The 22,339-nt window shown below is 60.6% G+C and carries 22 protein-coding genes; 10 read left to right on the forward strand and 12 right to left on the reverse strand.

Annotation, left to right across the window (positions count from 1 at the left end; all coding sequences use genetic code 11):
• The first annotated feature begins 220 nt into the window (after window positions 1-220).
• Entirely contained in the window at window positions 221-937 is a 717-nt protein-coding gene (locus M9827_RS06370; protein WP_250604339.1) for an alpha/beta hydrolase, read from the forward strand.
• On the opposite strand, the gene M9827_RS06375 is transcribed toward M9827_RS06370, so the two are convergent.
• Window positions 927-1,484 carry a DcrB/PsbP domain-containing protein gene (locus M9827_RS06375; protein ID WP_250604341.1) on the reverse strand — a complete coding sequence of 186 codons (558 nt, stop codon included), beginning with the start codon at window positions 1,482-1,484 and terminating at the stop codon, window positions 927-929. The genes M9827_RS06370 and M9827_RS06375 overlap by 11 nt on opposite strands.
• 72 nt (window positions 1,485-1,556) lie before the next feature.
• A complete protein-coding gene (locus M9827_RS06380) occupies window positions 1,557-2,342 on the reverse strand; it encodes a hypothetical protein (RefSeq protein ID WP_250604343.1) in 786 nt (261 codons plus the stop codon).
• Between the two features lie 147 nt (window positions 2,343-2,489).
• Here M9827_RS06380 and M9827_RS06385 point away from each other — a divergent pair, with 147 nt between their 5' ends.
• On the forward strand, window positions 2,490-3,026 hold the full coding sequence (locus M9827_RS06385) for a chalcone isomerase family protein (RefSeq protein WP_250604345.1): 537 nt from the start codon (window positions 2,490-2,492) through the stop codon (window positions 3,024-3,026).
• 158 nt (window positions 3,027-3,184) lie between these two features.
• Window positions 3,185-4,504 (forward strand): Nramp family divalent metal transporter, encoded by a 1,320-nt coding sequence (locus M9827_RS06390; RefSeq protein ID WP_250604346.1) that lies wholly within the window; start codon window positions 3,185-3,187, stop codon window positions 4,502-4,504.
• 128 nt (window positions 4,505-4,632) lie between these two features.
• Here M9827_RS06390 and M9827_RS06395 read toward each other — a convergent pair whose 3' ends face one another.
• Window positions 4,633-5,736, reverse strand: coding sequence for a cytochrome P450 (locus tag M9827_RS06395; protein WP_250604349.1), 1,104 nt, complete (start codon window positions 5,734-5,736; stop codon window positions 4,633-4,635).
• 79 nt (window positions 5,737-5,815) lie between these two features.
• Between M9827_RS06395 and M9827_RS06400 the strand changes: the two genes are divergently transcribed.
• From M9827_RS06400 to M9827_RS06410, 3 genes are all read left to right on the forward strand, one after another.
• Window positions 5,816-6,589 (forward strand): ArsR/SmtB family transcription factor, encoded by a 774-nt coding sequence (locus M9827_RS06400; protein ID WP_250604351.1) that lies wholly within the window; start codon window positions 5,816-5,818, stop codon window positions 6,587-6,589.
• A 121-nt stretch (window positions 6,590-6,710) separates the two neighbouring features.
• Window positions 6,711-7,931 (forward strand): putative DNA modification/repair radical SAM protein, encoded by a 1,221-nt coding sequence (locus M9827_RS06405; RefSeq protein ID WP_250604353.1) that lies wholly within the window; start codon window positions 6,711-6,713, stop codon window positions 7,929-7,931.
• Window positions 7,928-8,752, forward strand: coding sequence for a TIGR03915 family putative DNA repair protein (locus M9827_RS06410; RefSeq protein WP_250604355.1), 825 nt, complete (start codon window positions 7,928-7,930; stop codon window positions 8,750-8,752). Before M9827_RS06405 ends, M9827_RS06410 begins: the two co-directional genes overlap by 4 nt.
• A 271-nt stretch (window positions 8,753-9,023) precedes the next feature.
• On the opposite strand, the gene M9827_RS06415 is transcribed toward M9827_RS06410, so the two are convergent.
• The 5 genes from M9827_RS06415 to M9827_RS06435 all read right to left on the reverse strand — a co-directional run bounded on the left by M9827_RS06415 (window position 9,024) and on the right by M9827_RS06435 (window position 15,228).
• Window positions 9,024-10,043 carry a branched-chain amino acid aminotransferase gene (locus M9827_RS06415; protein ID WP_123450621.1) on the reverse strand — a complete coding sequence of 340 codons (1,020 nt, stop codon included), beginning with the start codon at window positions 10,041-10,043 and terminating at the stop codon, window positions 9,024-9,026.
• 233 nt (window positions 10,044-10,276) lie between these two features.
• Entirely contained in the window at window positions 10,277-11,650 is a 1,374-nt protein-coding gene (gene lpdA, locus M9827_RS06420) for a dihydrolipoyl dehydrogenase (protein WP_250604357.1), read from the reverse strand.
• Between the two features lie 7 nt (window positions 11,651-11,657).
• Window positions 11,658-12,932, reverse strand: coding sequence for a dihydrolipoamide acetyltransferase family protein (locus M9827_RS06425; RefSeq protein WP_250604358.1), 1,275 nt, complete (start codon window positions 12,930-12,932; stop codon window positions 11,658-11,660).
• Entirely contained in the window at window positions 12,933-13,991 is a 1,059-nt protein-coding gene (locus tag M9827_RS06430) for an alpha-ketoacid dehydrogenase subunit beta (protein ID WP_003224000.1), read from the reverse strand. It abuts the gene before it with no gap.
• A gap of 1 nt (window position 13,992) precedes the next feature.
• On the reverse strand, window positions 13,993-15,228 hold the full coding sequence (locus M9827_RS06435) for a 3-methyl-2-oxobutanoate dehydrogenase (2-methylpropanoyl-transferring) subunit alpha (protein ID WP_077573470.1): 1,236 nt from the start codon (window positions 15,226-15,228) through the stop codon (window positions 13,993-13,995).
• Window positions 15,229-15,413: 185 nt separating this feature from the next.
• Here M9827_RS06435 and bkdR point away from each other — a divergent pair, with 185 nt between their 5' ends.
• Window positions 15,414-15,902, forward strand: coding sequence for a Bkd operon transcriptional regulator BkdR (bkdR, locus tag M9827_RS06440; protein ID WP_007915088.1), 489 nt, complete (start codon window positions 15,414-15,416; stop codon window positions 15,900-15,902).
• Window positions 15,903-15,905: 3 nt separating this feature from the next.
• Here the strand turns inward: bkdR and M9827_RS06445 are convergent, their stop codons facing one another.
• On the reverse strand, window positions 15,906-16,763 hold the full coding sequence (locus tag M9827_RS06445; RefSeq protein ID WP_250604361.1) for a tyrosinase family protein: 858 nt from the start codon (window positions 16,761-16,763) through the stop codon (window positions 15,906-15,908).
• 125 nt (window positions 16,764-16,888) lie between these two features.
• Window positions 16,889-17,752 carry an MBL fold metallo-hydrolase gene (locus M9827_RS06450; RefSeq protein ID WP_250604363.1) on the reverse strand — a complete coding sequence of 288 codons (864 nt, stop codon included), beginning with the start codon at window positions 17,750-17,752 and terminating at the stop codon, window positions 16,889-16,891.
• A 91-nt stretch (window positions 17,753-17,843) separates the two neighbouring features.
• On the opposite strand from M9827_RS06450, the gene M9827_RS06455 reads away from it, so the two are divergent.
• The 3 genes from M9827_RS06455 to M9827_RS06465 all read left to right on the forward strand — a co-directional run bounded on the left by M9827_RS06455 (window position 17,844) and on the right by M9827_RS06465 (window position 20,407).
• The gene (locus M9827_RS06455) at window positions 17,844-18,185 is read left to right on the forward strand and encodes an ArsR/SmtB family transcription factor (protein ID WP_007965280.1); all 342 of its coding nucleotides are present in this window, start codon (window positions 17,844-17,846) and stop codon (window positions 18,183-18,185) included.
• A 167-nt stretch (window positions 18,186-18,352) separates the two neighbouring features.
• Window positions 18,353-19,597, forward strand: a complete 1,245-nt coding sequence (locus M9827_RS06460) for an NAD(P)/FAD-dependent oxidoreductase (protein ID WP_250604365.1) — start codon at window positions 18,353-18,355, stop codon at window positions 19,595-19,597.
• Window positions 19,598-19,606: 9 nt separating this feature from the next.
• Window positions 19,607-20,407, forward strand: coding sequence for a sulfite exporter TauE/SafE family protein (locus M9827_RS06465; protein WP_250604367.1), 801 nt, complete (start codon window positions 19,607-19,609; stop codon window positions 20,405-20,407).
• Window positions 20,408-20,524: 117 nt separating this feature from the next.
• Here M9827_RS06465 and M9827_RS06470 read toward each other — a convergent pair whose 3' ends face one another.
• Together M9827_RS06470 and M9827_RS06475 are read right to left on the reverse strand one after the other, a co-directional pair.
• The gene (locus tag M9827_RS06470) at window positions 20,525-21,805 is read right to left on the reverse strand and encodes a TRAP transporter large permease (protein ID WP_250604369.1); all 1,281 of its coding nucleotides are present in this window, start codon (window positions 21,803-21,805) and stop codon (window positions 20,525-20,527) included.
• The gene (locus M9827_RS06475; RefSeq protein WP_007915101.1) at window positions 21,805-22,332 is read right to left on the reverse strand and encodes a TRAP transporter small permease; all 528 of its coding nucleotides are present in this window, start codon (window positions 22,330-22,332) and stop codon (window positions 21,805-21,807) included. The genes M9827_RS06470 and M9827_RS06475 overlap by 1 nt, the downstream gene beginning before the upstream one ends.
• Window positions 22,333-22,339: the final 7 nt, after the last annotated feature.

The following is a 22,339-nucleotide window of genomic DNA, read 5'->3' on the forward strand; positions in this document are numbered from 1 at the left end:
AGCAAACCCAATTTATAGACCTTCATTGGGGCTACTGGCCTCATCGCTGGCAAGCCAGCTCCCACAGTGATTGAAGGTGTTCACAAATATTGCGTTCACACAAATCCTGTGGGAGCTGGCTTGCCAGCGATGGCGGCATCAGCAGCACCACCGAATTTGGATCCTCGCCGCAGGATGTTAGGCTCCCCCCGAACCCGACACTCTGTGAAAGGAAGGCTCTATGTTGAAGGTGTTTGCTCTGTTGACCCTGCTGGCGTCCAGCGCCGTGCAGGCGCAAACGACGCTGCAATCCGATCTGCCGCTCAAGTACATCGAGCAGGTTCACGCCGATGCCGAGGCGCGTCCGCTGGTGATTTTTCTGCATGGCTATGGCAGTAACGAAGCCGATCTGATCGGCATGAAATTCCAGCTCCCGGCGCAATACAACTACCTGTCGGTGCAGGCGCCGTTGTCGTTGGGCGAAGGACGTTTCCAGTGGTTCCGCAAGAAAGGCGAAGGCGCCTACAACGGCGAGAGCGATGATCTGAAGGTCAGTGCCCAGAAGCTGCGCGACTTTATCGCGCAAGCGGCGCAGAAATATCACACCACCCCGAGCAAGGTGTACCTGATCGGCTTCAGCCAAGGCGCGATGATGACCTACGAAGTGGGGTTGCGGCCGCCAGTCGCTGTCGGCGGGATCGCCGCGTTGAGCGGGCGTTTATTGCCGGTCTTGAAGGCTGAACTCAAGGGCGAGCAGCAGCCGTTGCCGCTGAGCATCTTCATCGGCCACGGTACCGCCGATGATCCGGTGCCGTATAAGAACGGCACCGAGGCCAACGCTCAGTTACAGAAACTCGGTTATAAACCGCAGTTCCATGCCTACCCCGGCGTCGGCCACAGTATCAGTGCGGCCGAGCTGCGTGACTTGAGCGGCTGGTTGCAGCAGCTCAATCCTTGAGGATGGTTTTCACCAGTGCATCGTGACCTTTCTTGTCGCTGGCGCGGGAGATCACCTGCACCAGCGCCATTTTCGTCCCGGAGCCGGCCATCAACGTGGTGTTGAGGGTCTGGCCGCCGCCCTGGGTCGCGGTGCTGTCGACCTGACGCAAGCCAAGACCGGTGCCTTTCTGGGTCAGGCTTTTTTCACTGAGTTTGTTGAAGTCCGGCAGGGCCTTGCGTTGGTCTTCGATGAAGCTTGAGACGGTGCCGTCGAGGAACTGGCCGTCGTTGTCCTTGACGTGCTGGCCTTCGGGAATCTTGTTTTCAGCTGTAATGACCACGGTCTTCGTCGCTTCATTGGTGTACATCGTGCCCTTGGTCCCGCTCGGGCTGGGCGGCAGCGGGTCGGCGATGAAACCTTTAGGCAACACGAATGTGAACTTGCCATCAAGCATCGAGACTTTCTCGGCGCTGACTTTTTCCTTGGCCGCTTGGGCGTGGAGGGCGCCGAAACCGGCGAGGGCCGCCACCAGCAGGACGACGGCTTTTTTGCTCAACAGTGACATGTGAATCTCCGGTGGATGGTCGCGCGAGGCGGGCGATCATCCCACGGAGCGTGCCGGGCGTTCCAGCGCGAATCATCTGAGCGGTTGCTGCGCCTGCGCTTTCGCCAGCGGACGGGCCAACAATCGTTTGGTCACACCAAGCATCGCCACCGACACCGCCACACCCACGGCGAATCCACTCAGCCCCATGCTCGGCAAAGTCAGCGCCGAGACCAGACAAAACGCCGAAAACGAATACATGCCAGTCGCTGTCGCCCGTAACAATGCGGCGGTAAATGCCGGGCCGCGGGTCTGTTGCGAGAACACCGCCATCACACTGCCGAGCACCGGGAACACCGCGAGCAAACCGCTCCAGCGCTCGCCGACGGTGCTGGCGAGCATCGTCACCACCAGGGTCAGCGCGGCGCCAGCGATCATCCGCCAGATCAGCTTGTCCGACTTCGGCGCCGGGCCGCTGAGCACCGGTTGTACCGTGGGAAACAGATACGGCGATGCCAACAACGCAACTGCCGCCGCCGCCACTGAAAAAGGCAGCGATGCCGGGATCAGCGACAACACCCAAGCAATCACGGCCCACACCGACAGCGACGCCGCCAACGCCAACGGCCAGTTCGCCCGCTGCGCCACCTGCGCGTAGGTGATGCAGAACGCAATCATCGCGAACATCGCCGACAACGCGGCCACCGCTGACTGTGCGGCAAACGCCGGACCTTGCTCGATGGCGAGGAAAAACAGGATCGGCCCGACCACCACCGGCAATCCCGACAGCCACCCGGCCACGCTCGGCCCCCAGCGTTTGCCCGCCAGGGAAATCAGCAGCAGAAAACCGGGAATCAGCAGCAGTTTGAGGATCAGCACGCAGGTGTCTCCGTCCGTTGAGGGTAGGCCACGTTAGCATTGTCGATCGGCGATTGCTGCCTATGTGCGCAGTTTTTGTATACAAAGTATCGGGAGCGATACCCGGCTATGATGTGTGTATCAGGGTTTACCGGAGTCGATGCTGCGATGAAAAGAACACCGAAACTGGTGCGAGGATGCTGCGGTATTGGCTTGTGGGCGCTGTTGCTGACGCCGACCTGGGCCAACTGGCAGGATGCAGTGCCCGGCGCGCAGATCATCGGCACCGGTGATTTCAGCGTGTTCGGGTTCGATGTCTACAACGCGCGGCTGTGGAGCGCCGCGCGGCCCTTGGTCGACGGTCAGCCGTTTGCGCTGGAGCTGATCTACCGCCGCAACATTTCCCGCGACGACCTGGTCAAGGCCAGTGTCGACGAAATCAAACGCCTGGCCGGTGCCCGCGTCAGCCCGGCGCAATTGGCCGGGTGGCAGGTACAGATGCAGCAGTCATTCGTCGACGTGCAGGCCGGCACGCGGATTACCGGCGTGTACCTGCCGGGGCAGGGCGCGCGGTTTTTTGTTGGTCAGCAATTGCAGCACGAGATCAATGACCCGCTGTTTGCCCGGGCGTTTTTTGATATCTGGCTCGATCCGCGCACGCGCAATCCCGCTTTGCGCGAACAGTTGTTGGGGGGGAGTCGATAAGAGCAAAAGATCGCAGCCTTCGGCAGCTCCTACAGGAGAGTGCATTCCAATGTAGGAGCTGCCGAAGGCTCGGGCCGCGATCGGACGATCTTTTGCGCTTCAAGGCTGTGGCGGAAACCTCTAAGCTGCGCCTTTCCGACTTGTTTCTGGATGTGTGCGTGAAATTCAGTTTGCCCAAAATCGCCACCGCGCCGTTTTGCCCGCCGGAAGTGGCCGGCAGTGTTGCGGTGGATCCCAACGCCTCGTTCTTCAAACGCGTGCTGCGTTTCGCCGGCCCCGGTTTGCTGGTGTCGATCGGCTACATGGACCCGGGCAACTGGGCCACGGCCATCGAGGCCGGTTCACGCTTTGGTTACAGCCTGTTATTTGTGGTGTTGCTGGCGAGTCTGGCAGGCATGGTCGTGCAGTGCCTGTGCTCGAGGTTGGGCATTGCCACCGGGCGCGATCTGGCGCAATTGTCCCGCGAGCGCTACAGCACGCCCACTGCACGCCTGCAGTGGGTGCTGGCGGAAATCTCGATCATCGCCACTGATCTGGCCGAAGTGCTCGGCTGCGCGTTGGCGTTTCACTTGTTGCTTGGTTGTTCGCTGACCTTCGGCATTGCCTTGACGGCGTTCGACACCTTGCTCGTGCTGGCCTTGCAGAATCGTGGTTTCCGCCGTCTGGAAGCGATCATGCTGGTGCTGGTCGCGACGATCGGCGTGTGTTTTTTCGTTGAGTTGCTGCTGATTAAACCCTACTGGCCGGACGTCGCCCAAGGTTTCAAACCGTCGCTGGCGGCGATCAGCGAGGCGGCGCCGATGTACCTGGCGATCGGTATTCTCGGCGCGACGGTGATGCCGCATAACCTCTATCTGCACACCTCGATCGTGCAGACGCGGATGATCGGCAAGGATCTGGCGAGCAAGCGGGACGCGGTGAAACTGGCGCGCATCGACACCATCGGTTCGCTGGCCCTGGCGTTGCTGGTCAACGCGGCCATCCTGATTCTCGCCGCTGCGGCGTTTCACCAGTCCGGGCACACTGATGTGGTGGACATTCAGGACGCCTACCACTTGCTCGATCCGCTGGTGGGCGGCGCGCTGGCCAGCGTGTTGTTCGGCGTCGCGCTGCTCGCGTCGGGGCAGAGTTCGACCTTCACCGGCACCATCGCCGGCCAGGTGATCATGGAGGGGTATCTGAACCTGCGGATCCCGTGCTGGCAGCGGCGCTTGATTACTCGCGGACTGGCGTTGATTCCGGCGTTTATCGGCGTGTGGCTGATGGGCGATAACGCGATCGGCAAATTGCTGGTGTTGAGTCAGGTGGTGTTGAGTCTGCAATTGCCGTTTGCCTTGTATCCATTGATCCGCATGACCAATGATAAAAAGCTGATGGGGCCGTTTGTGAACCGTTGGCCAACCCGGGTGTTGGCGTGGGGCTTGTTTGTGGTGATCAGCGGCGCTAACAGTTGGCTGATTTTGCAGTGGGCGGCGTGAGCCAGAATTTGCAGTGACTGGGCTGGCCTCTTCGCGAGCAGGCGCGCTCCCACAGTTTTCAAGGTGATTTCAACAGTGTGTACACCCCGTAACCCTGTGGGAGCGAGTCTGCTCGCGAATGCGGAGTTTCAGGCGTCGACATCGCTAAATATTGGAATGCGCCCATTGAGCGAAGGCCGGTAGTGCCAGCTCAGGCGATTCAGGTCGATGTCGAGCCTGATTATTTCCCTGACCGTCGCCCCGGCAATACTCATCGCCAGCGCTTGCCCCGGACACTGATGCCGGCCACTGCCAAAACTGAAACTGCGGCGGTTGGCGCGCTGTGACAGAAACTGCTCCGGCCGGTCGTTGAACGCCGGATCACGATTGGCCGAGGCCAGCAGCACCAGAATCACATCGCCTGCTTCGACCCGCACACCGGCAATCTCACAGGACGCGGCGACAAAGCGCCGAGTGTTCTGCACCGGCGGGTCGAAACGCTGGACTTCGCTGAGCAGCGCTTCGACAGATTCGCCGCGCAACGCCGGCTGCCGACGTAGCGCCAACAGCGTATTGCCGATCAGGCCGGCGCAAGCTTCGAACGCCTGCGAACAGAGGCCGATCAGGTTGGCGATCATGGTGTCTTCATCGCCGGCAAAGCGCTGTTGGATCGCGCTGAGGAAGTCGCTGGCGGGTTCGGCGAGCAATTCGATGAAGTAACCGCGCATCTGCTCGGCCGCTGCATCTGCCGCTGCCAATTGCAGGTCATTGCTCAACGGCGACAGGCAGGCAACGAAGTCCGCCGTCAGCTCACTGATGACCCGCGCCTGCGCCGGGGTGAAGCCCAGCAGCGCCGCGACCACGCACACCGGGCCACGAAACATCGCCTTATACACACCGTCGGCGTCCGCTGTGATCAGCCGCGCGGCGACCAGTCTGTCGACGGCCTCAAGGTCGAGCGCGGCCAACTCAGGCTCAATCGCAGAACGCGGGCAGCGCTGGCGTTCACCGTCATTCATCCGCATCAGTTGGCCAAAGACCTTGCCGGCCATGCCATTTGCAAGGGCTTTGGGTACGGGCTCCTGCGCCGGACGCACCCGGCAATCGGCGTGGGCCAACACCGCACACACCGCTCGGGCGCTGCTGGCGACCCACAATTTCAGCTCGGGATGAAACGTCAGTCCACCTGCTGCGCGCAACTGGGCGTAGTAGGGATAAGGATCGGCGTGCGTTGCGGCGCTGATCGGGTTCATGGTTTGCATCCTTGTCGTCGGGGAAAGTGTTGCTACTATCTCCACTGCGCAGCGACGACGATTCGTCCGGGAGCGAACTATGCACGCAGAACATCAGGACATCGGCGTTTCCCAAGTGGCCGCCGCCATCGCCGAGCCGGCGCGAACGAAAATCCTCTGTTCGCTGATGGACGGCCACGCCCGTACCAGCACTGAGTTGGCGACGATCGCCGAAGTCAGCGCCTCGACCGCCAGTGTGCACCTGGCGAAACTCAAGGACCTGGCCCTGGTACGCCTGCATGTGCAGGGCCGCCATCGCTATTACAGCCTCGCCGATCAGCGGGTGGCACAAGCGCTGGAAGCGCTGATGGTGATCGGCCAGAACGCCGCGCCGACGTTCAAGGCGCACACCCCGGATCGCCTTCAATTCGCCCGCACTTGCTACGATCACATGGCCGGAACGCTGGCGGTGTTGCTGCACGACCGTTTGCTCGAGGCCGGTTGGCTGGTGGCAACCGACGAGCAGGCGTATCGCTTGAGTGCAAGCGGCGAGGCGTTGTTTCTCGGACTTGGAATTGAAGTGCAGGACTTGACCACCCTGCGCCGCAAGTTTGCCTGCCCGTGCCTGGACTGGAGCATGCGCCGGCCGCATCTCGGTGGCGCGCTGGGCGCGGCGCTGTTGCAAACGGCGTTGAAGCGCAAGTGGGTGACGCAGGATCTGGACAGTCGGGCGTTGGCGTTGACGGCGGCGGGGCGCAAGGAGATCGGTGCGCGGTTTGGTGTTGAGTGGCCGGTCGACGGGCAGATCAAAAGATCGCAGCCAGCCGTAAAGCGTGCCCACCCGATAAATTCCGACCGTACCGAATCCCTGTAGGAGCTGCCGAAGGCTGCGATCTTTTGATTTTCAGCTTCTGACCGACGAGGGGCGCATCTGCCACCTTGTATCACCGCAGACGACCCTATACTGTATATGCAAACAGTATAGAGCCCGCGCCATGCAAATCATCGACAAGCTGAGCATCCTCGCCGACGCCGCCAAGTACGACGCGTCCTGCGCGAGCAGCGGCGCGCCCAAGCGCAGCTCCGAGGGCAAGAGCGGGTTGGGCTCGACCGATGGCATGGGCATCTGCCACAGCTACACGCCGGACGGGCGCTGCGTGTCGCTGTTGAAGATTCTGCTGACCAACTTCTGCCTTTACGATTGCCAGTATTGCGTCAACCGCCGCTCCAGCGATGTCCCGCGTGCGCGCTTTACGCCTGAGGAGGTCGTGGCGCTGACCATGGATTTCTACCGGCGCAACTGCGTCAGCGGGCTGTTTCTCAGTTCCGGCATCATTCGCTCGGCGGACTACACCATGGAGCAATTGGTGCGGGTGGCGAAGCTGCTGCGCGAAGAACATGAGTTTCGCGGGTACATCCATCTCAAGACCATTCCCGAAGCCGATCCGGCGTTGATCGAAGAAGCGGGGCGCTACGCCGATCGCCTGAGCGTCAACATCGAACTGCCCACCGATGCCAGCCTGCAAGTGCTGGCGCCGGAGAAAGACATCACATCGATCAAACAGGCAATGAACACCATCTACACCGGCGTGCAGACCGTGTTGAACGAACCACGCTCGGCTAAGTTCGCCCCGGCCGGGCAGAGCACGCAATTGATTGTCGGCGCCGACGACACCGACGACAGCACCATCCTCCATAGCGCTCAGGCCTTGTACGGCAACTTCCGTTTGCGCCGGGTCTATTACTCGGCCTTCAGCCCCATCCCCGACAGCCCGAAAAGCGTACCGCTGGCCGCGCCGCCGCTGATGCGCGAACACCGTTTGTATCAGGCCGATTTTCTCCTGCGCAGCTACGGCTACAGCGCCGATGAATTGCTCAAGGGGCCGGGCAATCTGGCGCTGGACATCGACCCGAAACTGGCTTGGGCGCTGCAGAATCGCGAGGTGTTTCCGCTGGATCTGAACCGTGCCGAAGCATCGTTGATCGCGCGTATTCCCGGCATTGGTCTGCGCACCACCGAACGTCTGATGGAGCTGCGCCGCCAGCGGCGCATCCGTTACGAAGACGTCGCGCGCATGCGCTGCGTGCTGGCCAAGGCCAAGCCGTTCATCATCACCAGCGACTATCACCCGCAGCAGGCCGAGGTCACCAGCCATATGCTCTATCAGCAATTGCGCGACCGGCCGATGCCACAGCAGATGGGGCTGTGGGGATGATCAATCTTGATTGCGACGACCTGTTCGACACCTGGCGCCAGCAGGCGCGCTGGCTGCTGAGCCATGAAGTCGATCCGAGTCTGGTGAGCTGGGCCTCGCAAGGCGTGGGTGATCTGTTTGCCAATGATGATCCGGTGCCCGAAGGGCAGGGGCCGTTTCAGGCACGTATTCCGCGAGCGCTGCTCGACACCCTGGAACAGGCCTCGCGCTATCGCGGTGATCAACGCTGGAGTTTGTTGTATGAAGTGCTGTGGCGCGTCAGCCACGGCGACCGTACGGCAATGATGGCCGGGGACAAACTCGGCAGCGAGCTGCAGCGACGGATCAAGCAAGTGCATCGGGAGGCCCATCATCTGCATGCGTTTGTACGTTTCATCGAACGCCCATCCTCCAGCGCGGGTCCGCAGTACGTGGCGTGGCACGAACCGGCCCACGACATCCTGCACAGTGCCAGTGAGCATTTCATTGGACGGATGGGCCGCCATCGCTGGTTGATCGCCACCCCGCGTGACGGGGTCTATTACGATGGCGAACAACTGATCCATCAACGGCAATGCCCGCTGGAATGGCAGCAACTGGCGCAGAACGTCGACGATCCCCATGGGGATCTGTGGCTGACCTATTACAGCCACATCTTCAACCCGGCACGGTTGAACCCGAAGGTCATGCAGGGGCATTTGCCGGCGCGGTTCTGGAAGAACCTGCCGGAGGGGGAGTTGATCCCCGGGTTGATTACGCAGGCGCGGATGGGTAAGCAGCAGAATGGGCAGGCGAGCGGGATTGCCAACCGTGCAGGCAAACGGATTGCCTTGAAGAGCTAAAAGCTTACCCTCACCCCAGCCCTCTCCCGGAGGGAGAGGGGGCCGACCGAGGTGTTCTCCCGCACTACATCGACCTGAAAGCTCGCGTCGAACTCAGGTTTTGAAAAGCACAAAAATCGGCCCCCTTTCCCCCTCGCTCCCCTTGGGGGAGAGGGCTGGGGTGAGGGGGAAAAGATCTCCAGCCTTACACAAAAAAAACCAACAACCACAATCAAAAAAGCCCCCCACCAATCACTCGGTGGAGGGCTTTTGTGCATCAGCAGCCGTCAGATCAAACCTTGACGATCCAGCCCGCTGGCGCTTCGATGTCGCCGGTCTGCACGCCAGTCAGCTCTTTGTAGAGCTTCTGGGTCACTGGACCCACTTCGGTCTCGCTGTGGAACACGTGCAGGTGGTCGTTGTAGCTGATGCCGCCGATCGGGGTGATCACCGCAGCAGTACCGCAGGCACCGGCTTCCTTGAAGTCCGAGAGCTTGTCGATCAGCACATCACCTTCAACCACTTCCAGGCCCAGACGGGTCTTGGCCAGTTCGATCAGCGACAGGCGGGTGATGCCTGGCAGGACCGACGGCGAGTTCGGGGTGATGAACTTGTTGTCGTGGGTGATCCCGAAGAAGTTGGCCGAACCGACTTCCTCGATCTTCTTGTGGGTCAGCGGATCCAGGTAGATGGCGTCAGCGAAGTGCGCTTTCTTGGCCTGGGAGCCCGGCATCAGGCTGGCGGCGTAGTTGCCACCGACCTTGGCCGCACCGGTGCCTTGTGGAGCAGCGCGGTCGAAGCTGGAGATCTGGAAGTTGTGCGGGGTCAGGCCGCCCTTGAAATAGGCGCCGACCGGGATCGCGAACACCGAGAAGATGAACTCCGGCGCGGTGCGCACGCCGATGTTGTCACCCACGCCGATCACGAACGGACGCAGGTACAGCGCGCCGCCGGTGCCGTATGGCGGGATGAAGCGCTCGTTGGCGCGAACCACTTGCTTGCACGCTTCGATGAACTGCTCGGTGGACACGTGCGGCATCAGCAGGCGGGCGCAACTGCGTTGCATGCGCGCGGCGTTCTGATCCGGGCGGAACAGGTTGATCGAGCCGTCCTTGCAACGATAGGCCTTCAGGCCTTCGAAGCACTGCTGGCCATAGTGAAGGGCCGTCGAGCCTTCGCTGATGTGCAGCACGTTATCTTCGGTCAGGGTGCCTTTGTCCCACTCGCCATCGCGAAAGTACGACAGATAGCGTTTATCGGTCTTGATGTAGTCAAAACCCAGCTTGTCCCAATTGATGCTTTCGTTACCCATGACACCCTCTATCACTGAACAACCGCCGAAACGGTTCAAGGCTTCTGACGTTTTTTGGATGGGCACAACAATACTTCATTCTTGAGCGGTTTCGCAGCCCGGACTATCGGATGACACACAGATAAATCGTGTTGCCCTCAAGAATTCGCGAGCAGGCTCGCTCCCACAGGTGGAACGCATTTCAAATGTGGGAGCGAGCCTGCTCGCGAAGGGGCCGGTGTTGCCATCACCAGTTACAGGTGCAACGCATGCCCGAGGGCACGCAACGCCGCTTCCTGCACCGCTTCACCCAAGGTCGGGTGCGCATGGATGGTGCCGCCGATGTCTTCCAGGCGCGCGCCCATTTCCAGGCTTTGCGCGAATGCCGTCGACAACTCCGAAACACCCACGCCCACCGCTTGCCAGCCGACTATCACATGGTTATCCCGACGAGCGACCACGCGCACGAAGCCGCTTTTCGACTCCAGCGTCATCGCACGGCCATTGGCGGCGAACGGGAAACTCGAGACGATGCAGTCCAGCCCGGCAGCCTTGGCCTCGTCCGGCGTCTTGCCGACCACCACCAGTTCCGGGTCGGTGAAGCACACGGCGGCGATGGCGGTCGGGTTGAACTCGCGGGTTTTGCCGCTGATCAGCTCGGCGACCATTTCGCCCTGGGCCATGGCCCGGTGCGCGAGCATCGGTTCGCCGCTCAGGTCGCCGATGGCGTAGACGTTGCGCATGCTGGTCTGGCAGCGGTTGTCGATCTTGATGGCCGAGCCGTTCATGTCCAGATTCAGCGCTTCGAGGTTCCAGCCTTGCGTGTTCGGTTTGCGACCGACGGCGACCAGCACCTGATCGGTTTCCAGATTCAGGGTTTCGCCCTCGGGATCGCGCACCTGCAAAGTACCGTCGAAACCCAGCACGCTGTGCTTGAGGTACAGTTTCACACCCAGTTGCTTCAACGCGTCGTGCACCGGTTGCGTCAGCTCCGCATCGTAGGCCGGCAAGATGCGGTCCTGCGCCTCGACCACGCTGACCTCGGCGCCGAGCTTGCGGTAAGCGATGCCCAGTTCCAGACCAATGTAACCGCCGCCCACCACCACCAGACGTTTGGGCACGGATTTCGGTGCCAGCGCTTCGGTGGAGGAGATGATTGGCCCGCCAATCGGCAGGATCGGCAAGTTGACACTGGTCGAACCAGTGGCCAGAACCAAATGCTCGCACTGGATGCGCGTGTCGCCGACGTCGACGGTTTTGCCGTCGATGACTTTGGCCCAGCCATTGATGACCTGAACCTTGTTCTTTTTCAGCAGCGCCGCGACGCCAGTGGTCAGGCGATCAACGATGCCGTCTTTCCACTCGACGCTTTTGCTGATGTCCAGGCTCGGCGCGGAAACGCTGATGCCCAGCGCTGAATGCTGGCTGTGATACTGCGTCTGGTGAAACTGCTCAGCCACATGAATCAGCGCTTTCGACGGGATGCAGCCGATGTTCAGGCAGGTGCCGCCCAGCGACTGGCCTTCGACCAGAATCGTCGGGATGCCCAGTTGCCCGGCGCGAATCGCGGTCACATAACCGCCAGGACCGCCGCCGATGATCAGCAGCGTAGTGTTCAGAGATTGCATGCGCGCCTTACTCCACAAACAAAGTGGCAGGTTGTTCGATCAAGCCACGAATGGCCTGGATGAAGAGCGCTGCGTCCATGCCGTCGACCACACGGTGATCGAAGGAGCTGGAGAGGTTCATCATCTTGCGGATTACCACCTGGCCTTTGACGACCATTGGCCGTTCGACGATTTTGTTCACGCCGACAATCGCCACTTCCGGCAGGTTCAGCACCGGCGTGCTGACGATGCCGCCCAAGGCACCGAGGCTGGTCAGGGTGATGGTCGAGCCAGACAGCTCATCACGGCTGGCCTTGCCATTGCGCGCTGCGTTGGCCAAACGCGAGATCTCGGCGGCGCTGTCCCACAGGCTGCGCGCCTCGGCATGACGCACCACCGGCACCATCAGGCCGACATCGCTTTGCGTGGCGACGCCGACATGCACGGCGCCGAGGCGGGTGATGACCTGAGCTTCATCGTCGTAACGGGCGTTCATCTGCGGGAAGTCGCGCAGGGCGACGACCAGGGCGCGGACGAGGAATGGCAGCAAAGTCAACTTGCCACGGCTGGCGCCGTGTTTTTCATTCAGATGCGTGCGCAGTTCTTCGATGGCTGTAACGTCGATTTCCTCAACGTAGCTGAAGTGCGCAGCACGCTGAGTAGCGTCCTGCATGCGCTGGGCGATCTTGCGGCGCATGCCGATCACCTGAATCTGTTCTTCGTCGTTACGCTGGGCGTACGCGGCGGCAACCGGTGCCGAAGCGTTCGACTGACCTTGCGCCAGATAGGCTTCAAGGTCTTCGTGCAGCACACGACCGGCCGGGCCGGAACCGCGTACCAGACGCAATTGAATGCCCAGATCCAGCGCATGTTTGCGCACGGCCGGTGAGGCCAGTGGGCGCTCATCGGCTTCGCGGGCAACCATCGGGCCCTGGCAAACCGCAGCCGGACGTGGTGCGGCAGCCGGAGCGGGTTTGCTTTCGACAGCAGCTTCAACTTTCGGCGCAACCGGTGCTTCTTTGACGGGCGCGGGTGCGGCGGACTCTTTCAAGTTACCGGCACCTTCAACCTCAATGCTGATCAACACACTGCCAACGGCCATGACTTCACCCGGCTGACCGCCGAGGGCAATCACCTTGCCGTGCACCGGCGAGGGAATATCGACCATCGCCTTGTCGGTCATCACGTCCGCCAGCACCTGGTCTTCAACCACCAGATCGCCGACCTTGACGTGCCACTGCGACAGTTCTACTTCTGCGATGCCTTCGCCGATGTCCGGCATCTTGATAACGTGCGTGCCCATTCAGACCTCCATGACCCGTTTCAACGCCGCACCCACTCGGGACGGCCCAGGGAAATACGCCCACTCTTGCGCGTGCGGGTAGGGGGTGTCCCAACCGGTGACGCGTTCAATCGGCGCTTCCAGGTGATGGAAGCAATGCTCTTGCACCAGCGACACCAGTTCGGCGCCGAAACCACAGGTGCGGGTGGCCTCGTGAACCACCACGCAACGGCCGGTTTTCTTCACCGATTTGACGATGGTTTCCAGGTCCAGCGGCCACAGGCTGCGCAGGTCGATGACTTCGGCATCGACGCCGGATTCTTCGGCCGCGACTTGCGAGACGTAGACGGTGGTGCCGTAGGTCAGCACGGTGACGTCCTTGCCCGGACGGGTGATTGCGGCGACGTCCAGCGGTACGGTGTAGTAACCGTCCGGCACCTGGGCTTGCGGGTGTTTCGACCACGGCGTTACCGGGCGGTCGTGGTGGCCATCGAACGGGCCGTTGTACAGGCGTTTCGGCTCTAGGAAGATCACCGGGTCATCGTTTTCGATGGAGGCGATCAGCAAGCCTTTGGCGTCATACGGGTTGGACGGCATCACCGTGCGCAGACCACAGACCTGGGTGAACATCGCCTCGATGCTCTGGCTGTGGGTCTGGCCGCCGTAGATGCCGCCGCCGCATGGCATGCGCAGGGTCATTGGCGCGGTGAACTCGCCGGCCGAGCGATAGCGCAGGCGCGCCGCTTCGGAAATGATCTGGTCGGAAGCCGGGTAGACGTAGTCGGCGAACTGGATCTCGGCGACCGGACGCAAACCGTAGGCACCCATGCCGACGGCGACGCCGACGATGCCGCTTTCGGAGATCGGTGCGTCGAATACGCGGGAAGTGCCGTACTTGGTCTGCAGGCCTTCGGTGCAGCGGAACACGCCGCCGAAGTAGCCGACGTCCTGACCGAACACCACCACATTGTCATCACGCTCAAGCATCACATCCATGGCCGAGCGCAGGGCCTGGATCATGGTCATGGTGGTCGTGGTCATGGCGGTTTCCAACTGAATATTGTTGTTGTGATCGTTCATGTCAGATCCCCAACTGCTGACGCTGGCGCTTCAAGTGCTCCGGCATCTCTTTGTAGACGTCTTCGAACATGGTCGCGGCGCTTGGAATCTGGCCGCCGGCGAGGGTGCCGTACTGTTCGGCCTGTTTCTGTGCGGCAATCACTTCGGCCTCAAGTTCGGCGCTGACGGCGGTGTGCTCCTCTTCCGACCAGTGACCGACTTTGATCAGGTGCTGTTTGAGACGGGCGATCGGGTCGCCGAGCGGGAAATGGCTCCAGTCATCGGCCGGGCGGTATTTGGATGGATCGTCGGAGGTCGAGTGCGGGCCGGCGCGGTAGGTGACCCATTCGATCATGGTCGGGCCGAGGTTGCGGCGGGCGCGTTCGGCAGCCCAGGCAGATGCCGCATAGACCGCGTAGAAATCGTTGCCATCCACGCGCAGTGAAGCGATGCCGCAACCGACGCCGCGTCCGGCGAAGGTGGTGGCTTCACCACCGGCAATTGCCTGGAAGGTCGAAATCGCCCACTGGTTGTTCACCACGTTGAGGATCACCGGCGCGCGATAAACGTGGGCGAAGGTGAGGGCGGTGTGGAAGTCCGACTCGGCGGTAGCGCCGTCACCGATCCACGCCGAGGCGATTTTCGTGTCGCCCTTGATCGCCGAGGCCATGCCCCAGCCGACAGCCTGAATGAACTGAGTGGCGAGGTTGCCGGAAATGGTGAAGAAACCGGCGTCCTTGACCGAGTACATGATTGGCAACTGCCGGCCCTTGAGCGGATCGCGCTCGTTGGACAGCAGTTGGCAGATCAGGTCGACCAGCGGCACTTCGCGAGCCATCAGGATGCTTTGCTGGCGATAGGTCGGAAAGCACATGTCGTCGATGTTCAAGGCCAGGGCCTGAGCACTGCCGATGGCTTCTTCGCCGAGGCTCTGCATGTAGAACGACATTTTTTTCTGGCGCTGGGCGACCACCATGCGGTTGTCGTAGATGCGCGTCTTGAGCATGGCGCGCATGCCCTTGCGCAGGATCTCGACCGGCACGTTTTCAGCCCATGGGCCGAGGGCGTTGCCCTGATCGTCGAGCACGCGAATCAGCCCACGCGCCAGGTCGGCGGTGTCGGCAGGTTCGACGTCGATGGAAGGTTTGCGCACCGTACCGGCATCGGTCAGATGCAGATAGGAGAAGTCGGTTTTACAGCCGGGACGGCCCGAGGGTTCAGGGACGTGCAGGCGCAGCGGTTCATACGCTTGGGTCATGGCTTCTACGCTCGATCTTGTGAATTTCTTGTAGTGAGCTGGCAGTCATTCTTCGGTAGAAGAAATCTTGTCCTACAACAATCATAGGCCCGGCCAAGAAGAATATTTATCTCTGTTTCGTTGCGCTGAAGACGATTTGCAGATAGAAATTCTGCATAAACATAAAAAACAGGTGGTTTTGTCTCATGCGCAAACTGGACCGTACCGATATCGGCATTCTCAACAGCCTTCAGGAGAATGCGCGTATCACCAACGCCGACCTCGCGCGCTCGGTCAATCTGTCGCCGACACCGTGCTTCAACCGGGTCAAGGCGATGGAGGAATTGGGCCTGATTCGCGAGCAGGTGACGCTGCTGGATGCCGACCTGCTGGGGCTGCATGTGAACGTGTTCATCCATGTCAGTCTGGAAAAACAGGTCGAGGAGGCGTTGCAGCATTTCGAAGAGGCCATTTCCGATCGCCCGGAGGTGATGGAGTGCTACCTGATGGCCGGAGACCCGGATTACCTCATCCGGGTCCTGGTGCCGACGATTCAGTCGCTGGAACGCTTCATGATGGACTTCCTCACCAAGGTTCCCGGTGTGGCGAACATCCGGTCGAGCTTTGCGCTCAAGCAGGTGCGCTACAAGACTGCGTTGCCCCTGCCAGCGAACGGCCTGACGCTAGGTAACTGAACGTCAGATGTAGTCATACCGGTAATCGAGTTCTGCGGTATAGAGGGTTTGTTGGACGGTAAAGCTTTGCTCCCAGGGCGCCAGTTCATTGGCAGGATGAAAGACCAGAACGGTTTCATTCATGTCTGCCGAGCCAGCCTCATTGGTGAAGCCTGGAGTTCCAGCATGCTGATGTTTCCAGCGCTCCCACAGCAAGTCGAGGTAGCAGTGGTGCAGGAAGAATATCGGATCGTTGGGTGAGGAAGCTTGTGCCATGCTGCCGCCAATCCAGGTATGTACCGGATTGTGCAAAAGGCTTTCCGAGACGTTTTCCCAGCCGCTTTCATCCATCCAGTAAGGCGTTCTGTTGAGGGCCGAAATAACATCCAGCGGCGTGGGCAGTGCGCCGCTTGCCCCCAGATTTCGAAGAATGCCGGTGTTGCCAATGCCCTCGTCCCAGACCCTGACATCGAATTGTGAGTGCTCCCTGGAAAACGGGCCGCCAGTGACGCGTTGATCTTGCAGGTTGTCACCGTTTGGACCCATGAAGTCAGACGTGAAGGGGTTGTCGGCTCCGGTCAGTTGCCAGTTCCAGTAGGGCAGGGTGATGGTCGGATCATTGGTGGCGGACTGCAGGGCCAGTTCGAACTGGCGAAGCAGAATTCGATGCCACGGATAGAACAAAGGGCTGCGGTGCGGATTGGGTATCAGCGGATTGGCCCCACCCATCGAGTTTTTGTGGATCTGCACGAAGTCATCGTAGCGATTTTGCTGCCCGGGGCGCAGGACGCTGTCGACGTTGTTTTTCAGTATCAGGATCGCTTCGATGAACGCGGATTTCTGTTGCGGTGTCATGTCTCGGTGATTACGACGAATATCCATATTGCGAAAACTCCATTGAATGTTTGCCCAATGGAGTCTGATCGCTGAGGGGATTTTCACCAGTTCATCACTATCGCCAGCGTTCGTAGGAAAAATAATCTGGCGAGGGTTCGAGCGACTTTTTCCTATAGAGAATTGAGCGGAATCTTCAGGTACACCACGCCGTTTTCCTCGGCCGGCGGCAGATTCCCCGCCCGCACATTGACCTGAATCGCCGGCAGCAGCAGCGTCGGCATGCCCAGCCCGGCATCACGCTTCGTACGCATCTCGACAAACGCCGCCTCATCGATGCCGTCATGCACATGAATATTGCTTTTGCGCTGTTCGCCGACGGTGGTCTGGCACTGCGAGGCACGGCCGTCGGGCGGGTAGTCGTGGCAAACGTAGAGTTTCACGCTGGCCGGGAAGGCCAGCAGTTTGTGAATCGAGTTGAACAGCTGATGGGCGTTGCCACCGGGAAAGTCGCAACGCGCGGTGCCAACGTCGGGCATGAACAGCGTGTCGCCGACCAGAATCTGTTCGCCGTCGATCAAGTAGGCCATGTCCGCCGGGGTGTGCCCTGGAACATGCAGGGCAGTGGCTTTGAGGTTGCCGATGCGGAATGACTCGTTCGGCGCGAACAGGTGATCGAACTGCGAACCGTCGACGCAGAATTCCGGCTCCAGATTGAACAGCGCCTTGAACACGTTCTGCACTTTGCTGATCGATTCGCCGATGGCGATTTTCCCGCCCAGTTCGCGGCGCAAGTAAGGCGCGGCGGACAGGTGATCGGCGTGGGCATGGGTTTCCAGCAGCCACTGCACCTGCAGGTTGTGCGCGCGGACGAAGGCGATGATTTTGTCGGCCTGGGCGGTGCAGGTGCGTCCGGCGGCGCCGTCGTAATCGAGCACCGGGTCGACGATCGCACACTGCCCACCGTCGGTTTCATAGACCACATAGCTGTAGGTCGAGGAGGCGGGGTCGAGGAAAGCTTCAATCTGCGCGGGCATGGACACCAACCTGAACAAGGAAAATGGGTTGCAACACTTTATCTAAAAACATAATGTTCGCAGCTTAAGTGACCTTGAAGGCATCGTGCAAATGCAATCCAGTCTGACCGAATGTGAAGTCGCCCAACTGCGCGCCTCGGCCTCCAAGGCCTGCGCGTTGCTCAAGGCCTTGGCCAATGAGGATCGTCTGTTGATCCTGTGTCAATTGACCCAGGGCGAACGCAACGTGGGCGAACTGGAAAAAATGACCGGCGTACGCCAGCCGACGCTGTCGCAGCAACTGGGCATCCTGCGGGATGAAGGGCTGGTCGCGACCCGTCGTGAGGGCAAGTACATTTTTTATGGTCTGGCCAGTCCGGAAGTCATTCAGGTGATGAAGACCCTGTCCGGGCTGTATTGCGGAGCCGTGCTGAAAAGTCTGGGCCATCAATAAATGCCAGCCAATACATCACTTACCCTGTGGGAGCTGGCTTGCCAGCGATGAGGGCGTGTCAGCCAACATTGATGGCGACTGAAACTCCGCCATCGCTGGCAAGCCAGCTCCCACAGGGTTTTGTGTAGAGGCTGAGAAATCCTTGCGTGCAGTAAAAGGAACAAGCAATGAACGATCAACACTGGGGCCCATCCATCAGTGCAGACATCGTAGTCATCGGCGGCGGTACGGCCGGTATCGGGTTTGTCGCCAGTCTGCTCAAGCGTGATCCACACTTGAAGATCACAGTCATCGACCCGAGCACCCAGCATTACTACCAACCGGCGTGGACACTGGTCGGCGGTGGCGCCTACGACGTCAAAGACACCGCAAAACCGATGAACAAGGTCATGCCCAAGCAAGCGAACTGGTTGCAAGCGGCAGTCACCGCGATCGACCCGGACCAGCGCCAGCTCACCCTCAACGACCAACGCACGGTCAGCTATCAGAACCTGATCGTCTGCCCCGGTCTGCGCCTGGCCTGGGAGAAGATCGAAGGCTTGCAAGAGAGCCTTGGCAACCACGGCGTCACCTCCAATTACAGCTATCAGCACGCGCAGTACACCTGGGATCAGGTGCAGAAACTGCGCGGCGGCAATGCGCTGTTCACGCAACCGGCGATGCCGATCAAATGCGCCGGCGCGCCGCAAAAAGCGCTGTACCTGTCGTGCGATCACTGGCGTAAAAGCGCTGCGCTGAACAACATCCATGTCGAATTCAATCTGGCTGGCGCCGCGCTGTTCGGCGTGGCGACGTTCGTGCCGCCGTTGATGAAGTACATCGAGAAATACAACGCACAACTGGCGTTCAACTCCAACCTGGTCAAGGTCGACGGTCCGGCGAAAACTGCATGGTTCGAGGTCAAGGACGCGGACGGCAATGCCAGCCTCGAGGCGAAAACCTTCGATCTGCTCCACGTCGTGCCACCGCAGGTTTCGCCGGACTTCATCGCGCAAAGTCCTCTGGCTGACGCGGCTGGCTGGTGTGAGGTCAACCCACACAGCCTGCAGCATCCGCGCTATCCCGAGGTGTTCGCACTGGGTGACATCTGCGGCACCAGCAACGCGAAAACCGCCGCAGCAGTGCGCAAGCAAATCGTGGTGGTTGCGGAAAACCTGTTGGCTCTGCGCAAGCAGCAACCGCTGCCGCTGAAGTACGACGGCTACGGTTCCTGCCCGCTGACGGTGGAGAAGGGCAAGGTGATCCTCGCCGAGTTCGGCTATGCCGGCAAGTTGCTGCCGACCTTCCCGATGGACCCGACCGTGGCGCGGCGTTCGGCGTGGTTTCTCAAGGCAACCTTGCTGCCGTGGTTCTACTGGAACGGCATGCTCAAGGGCCGCGAGTGGCTGACAACTCTGTCCAGAGTCGACTGAGAAAACCCTATGTTGCTGGCAAGTCTGTTTGGTGTGGTGATGGGGTTGGTCCTCGGCTTGACCGGGGCCGGCGGCGGTATTCTCGCGGTGCCGGCGTTGGTCCTCGGCCTCGGCTGGACGATGACCCAGGCAGCGCCAGTGGCGTTGTTTGCGGTGGGCAGTGCGGCGGCGGTCGGGGCTATCGACGGTTTGCGTCATGGCCTGGTGCGCTATCGCGCCGCGTTGTTGATTGCCGCGTTGGGCGCCGTGTTTTCGCCATTGGGGATTTACTTCGCGCACCAGTTGCCGGAGAAAATCCTGATGATTCTGTTCAGTCTGCTGATGGTCATGGTGGCCTGGCGCATGCTGCGCCGCGAGCGTCAGCAGGAAGGGCCGAGCGATCACGGTCACGCCAGTTGGGGTCAGAAGAATTGCATGCTCAACGAAGAAACCGGGCGCTTCGACTGGACCGCCAAATGCACCGCAACGCTGGCTGCACTGGGCGCGATTACCGGCGTGGTGTCCGGTTTGCTCGGCGTCGGTGGCGGCTTCTTGATCGTGCCGGCGTTCAAGCAACTGACCGATGTGCAGATGCGCGGGATTGTCGCGACGTCGTTGATGGTGATCAGTCTGATTTCGGTGATAGGGGTGATCGGCTCGTTTCACGCCGGTGTGCGGATTGATGCGCAGGGTGCAGCGTTTATCGTGGCCAGCATTGTCGGCATGATCATCGGGCGCAAACTCAGTGCGCGGGTGCCGGCGCGGGCATTGCAGGTGGGGTTTGCCAGCGTGTGTCTGGTGGTGGCGGCCTACATGCTGTTTCGCGCCTGAGCGTGGGGAAGATCAAAAGATCGCAGCCTCGTTTCACTCGACAGCTCCTACATGGGAATGCGATTCATGCAGGAGCTGCCGAAGGCTCGGGCCGCGATCGGACGATCTTTTAGGGTGTTACAACACCAGATGCGGCAACCACAGCGAAATCGCCGGAACGTATGTGACCAGCATCAGCACCAGAAACAGCACCGCGTAAAACGGCAACAGCGCTTTCACGGTGCTCTCGATGCTGACCTTGCCCACCGCTGAACCGACAAACAGCACCGCGCCCACCGGCGGTGTTATCAGTCCGATCCCGAGGTTGACCAGCATGATCATGCCGAACTGCACCGGATCCACGCCGATGCCGAGAATCACCGGCATCAGGATCGGCGTGAGGATCAGGATCAGCGGCGCCATGTCCATCACCGTGCCGAGCAACAGCAGCATGACGTTGATGCACATCAGGATCACGTAGCGGTTGTCCGACAGGGTCAGGAACAGCGTAGTGATCTTCGCCGGGATCTGCATCAGGGTCATGATGTAGCCGAAGCTCGCGGCGAAACCGATCAGGATCATCACGATCGAAATCGTCCGCACGGTGCGGTGCATCAGTTTCGGCAGTTCGCTCCACTTGTAGTCGCGGTAGATGAACATGGTGACGAAGAACGACCACAGCACGGCGATGGCCGCCGACTCTGTAGCCGTGAAGATCCCCGAGAGGATGCCGCCGAGGATGATCACCATCGCCATCATGCCCCAGAGGGCTTCGCCGACGATTTTCAGCGCCTGGCGCATCGGGATGACTTCACCTTTGGGGTAGTTGCGCTTTTTCGCGAAGATCAGGCACAGCACCATCAGGCAGGCACTCATCATCAAGCCTGGCACGATGCCCGCCATGAACAGCGAGGCAATCGAAACCGTACCACCGGCGGCCAGGGAGTAGAGCACCGAGTTATGGCTTGGCGGAGTCAGCAGGGCTTGCACCGAGCCGCTGACGGTCACGGCGGTGGAGAACTCCCGTGGATAACCCTTGCGTTCCATTTCCGGAATCAGCACCGAACCCACCGATGCGGTGTCGGCCACCGACGAGCCGGAAATCGCGCCGAAAAAGGTCGAGGCGACAATGTTGACCAGTGACAGACCGCCGCGGACAAAACCCACCAGTACCCCGGCACACGCCACCAGCCGGCGCGACATGCCGCCCTCGGCCATGATCGCACCGGCCAGCACGAAGAACGGAATGGCCAGCAGCGAGAATTTGTTCACCCCTGACGCGACCTGGATCATCACCGCCTGGAACGGGATGTCGATCCACCATGCACCGATCAGCGCGGCGGCGCCCAGCGCGTAGGCGACGGGCATGCCGATCAGGATCAATACGATAAAACTGCCCAGCAGTATCAAAGCGTCCATTAAGCGGCACCTTCACTTTCTTCCACCAGGTCGAACTGCACGACCCGCCGTTTGCTCTGGTCACCGAGCAAGAGTTTTTCCAGAACAAAAACCAGCGTCAGCAAGCCGCCCACAGGAATCGGCAGATAGGTCACGCCCACCCGCAGATCGGGAAGGGCCGCCATGAACTGGTTCCAGGTGGACATGCACAGCTTGGCGCCCCAGATCGTCATGAAGATGCAGATCGCCGCCATGAGCAGTTGCGAGAATATCGCCGCCGCAGATCTCAGCTGTGGAGGCATGCGGTCGGTGAGCATGGCCACGGCCATGTGCGCACCGGCGCGGTAACTGGCGGCGGCGCCGATGAAGGTAAACACCATCATCAACAGAATCGCCGTGGGCTCGGGCCAGCTCGAGCCGGTGCCCAGCACGTAGCGGGCGAACACGCCCCAGGGAATCATCAGGGAAATCGCCAGGACCGAAAGACCGGCGACCCAGATACACGTCATGTAGATCTTGTCGTTGATACGCAGCAGCAGATTCTTCATCGGGTTC

Origin of the sequence: Pseudomonas sp. AKS31 (genome assembly GCF_023634765.1) — a bacterium.
In the GTDB taxonomy this organism is placed as follows: domain Bacteria; phylum Pseudomonadota; class Gammaproteobacteria; order Pseudomonadales; family Pseudomonadaceae; genus Aquipseudomonas.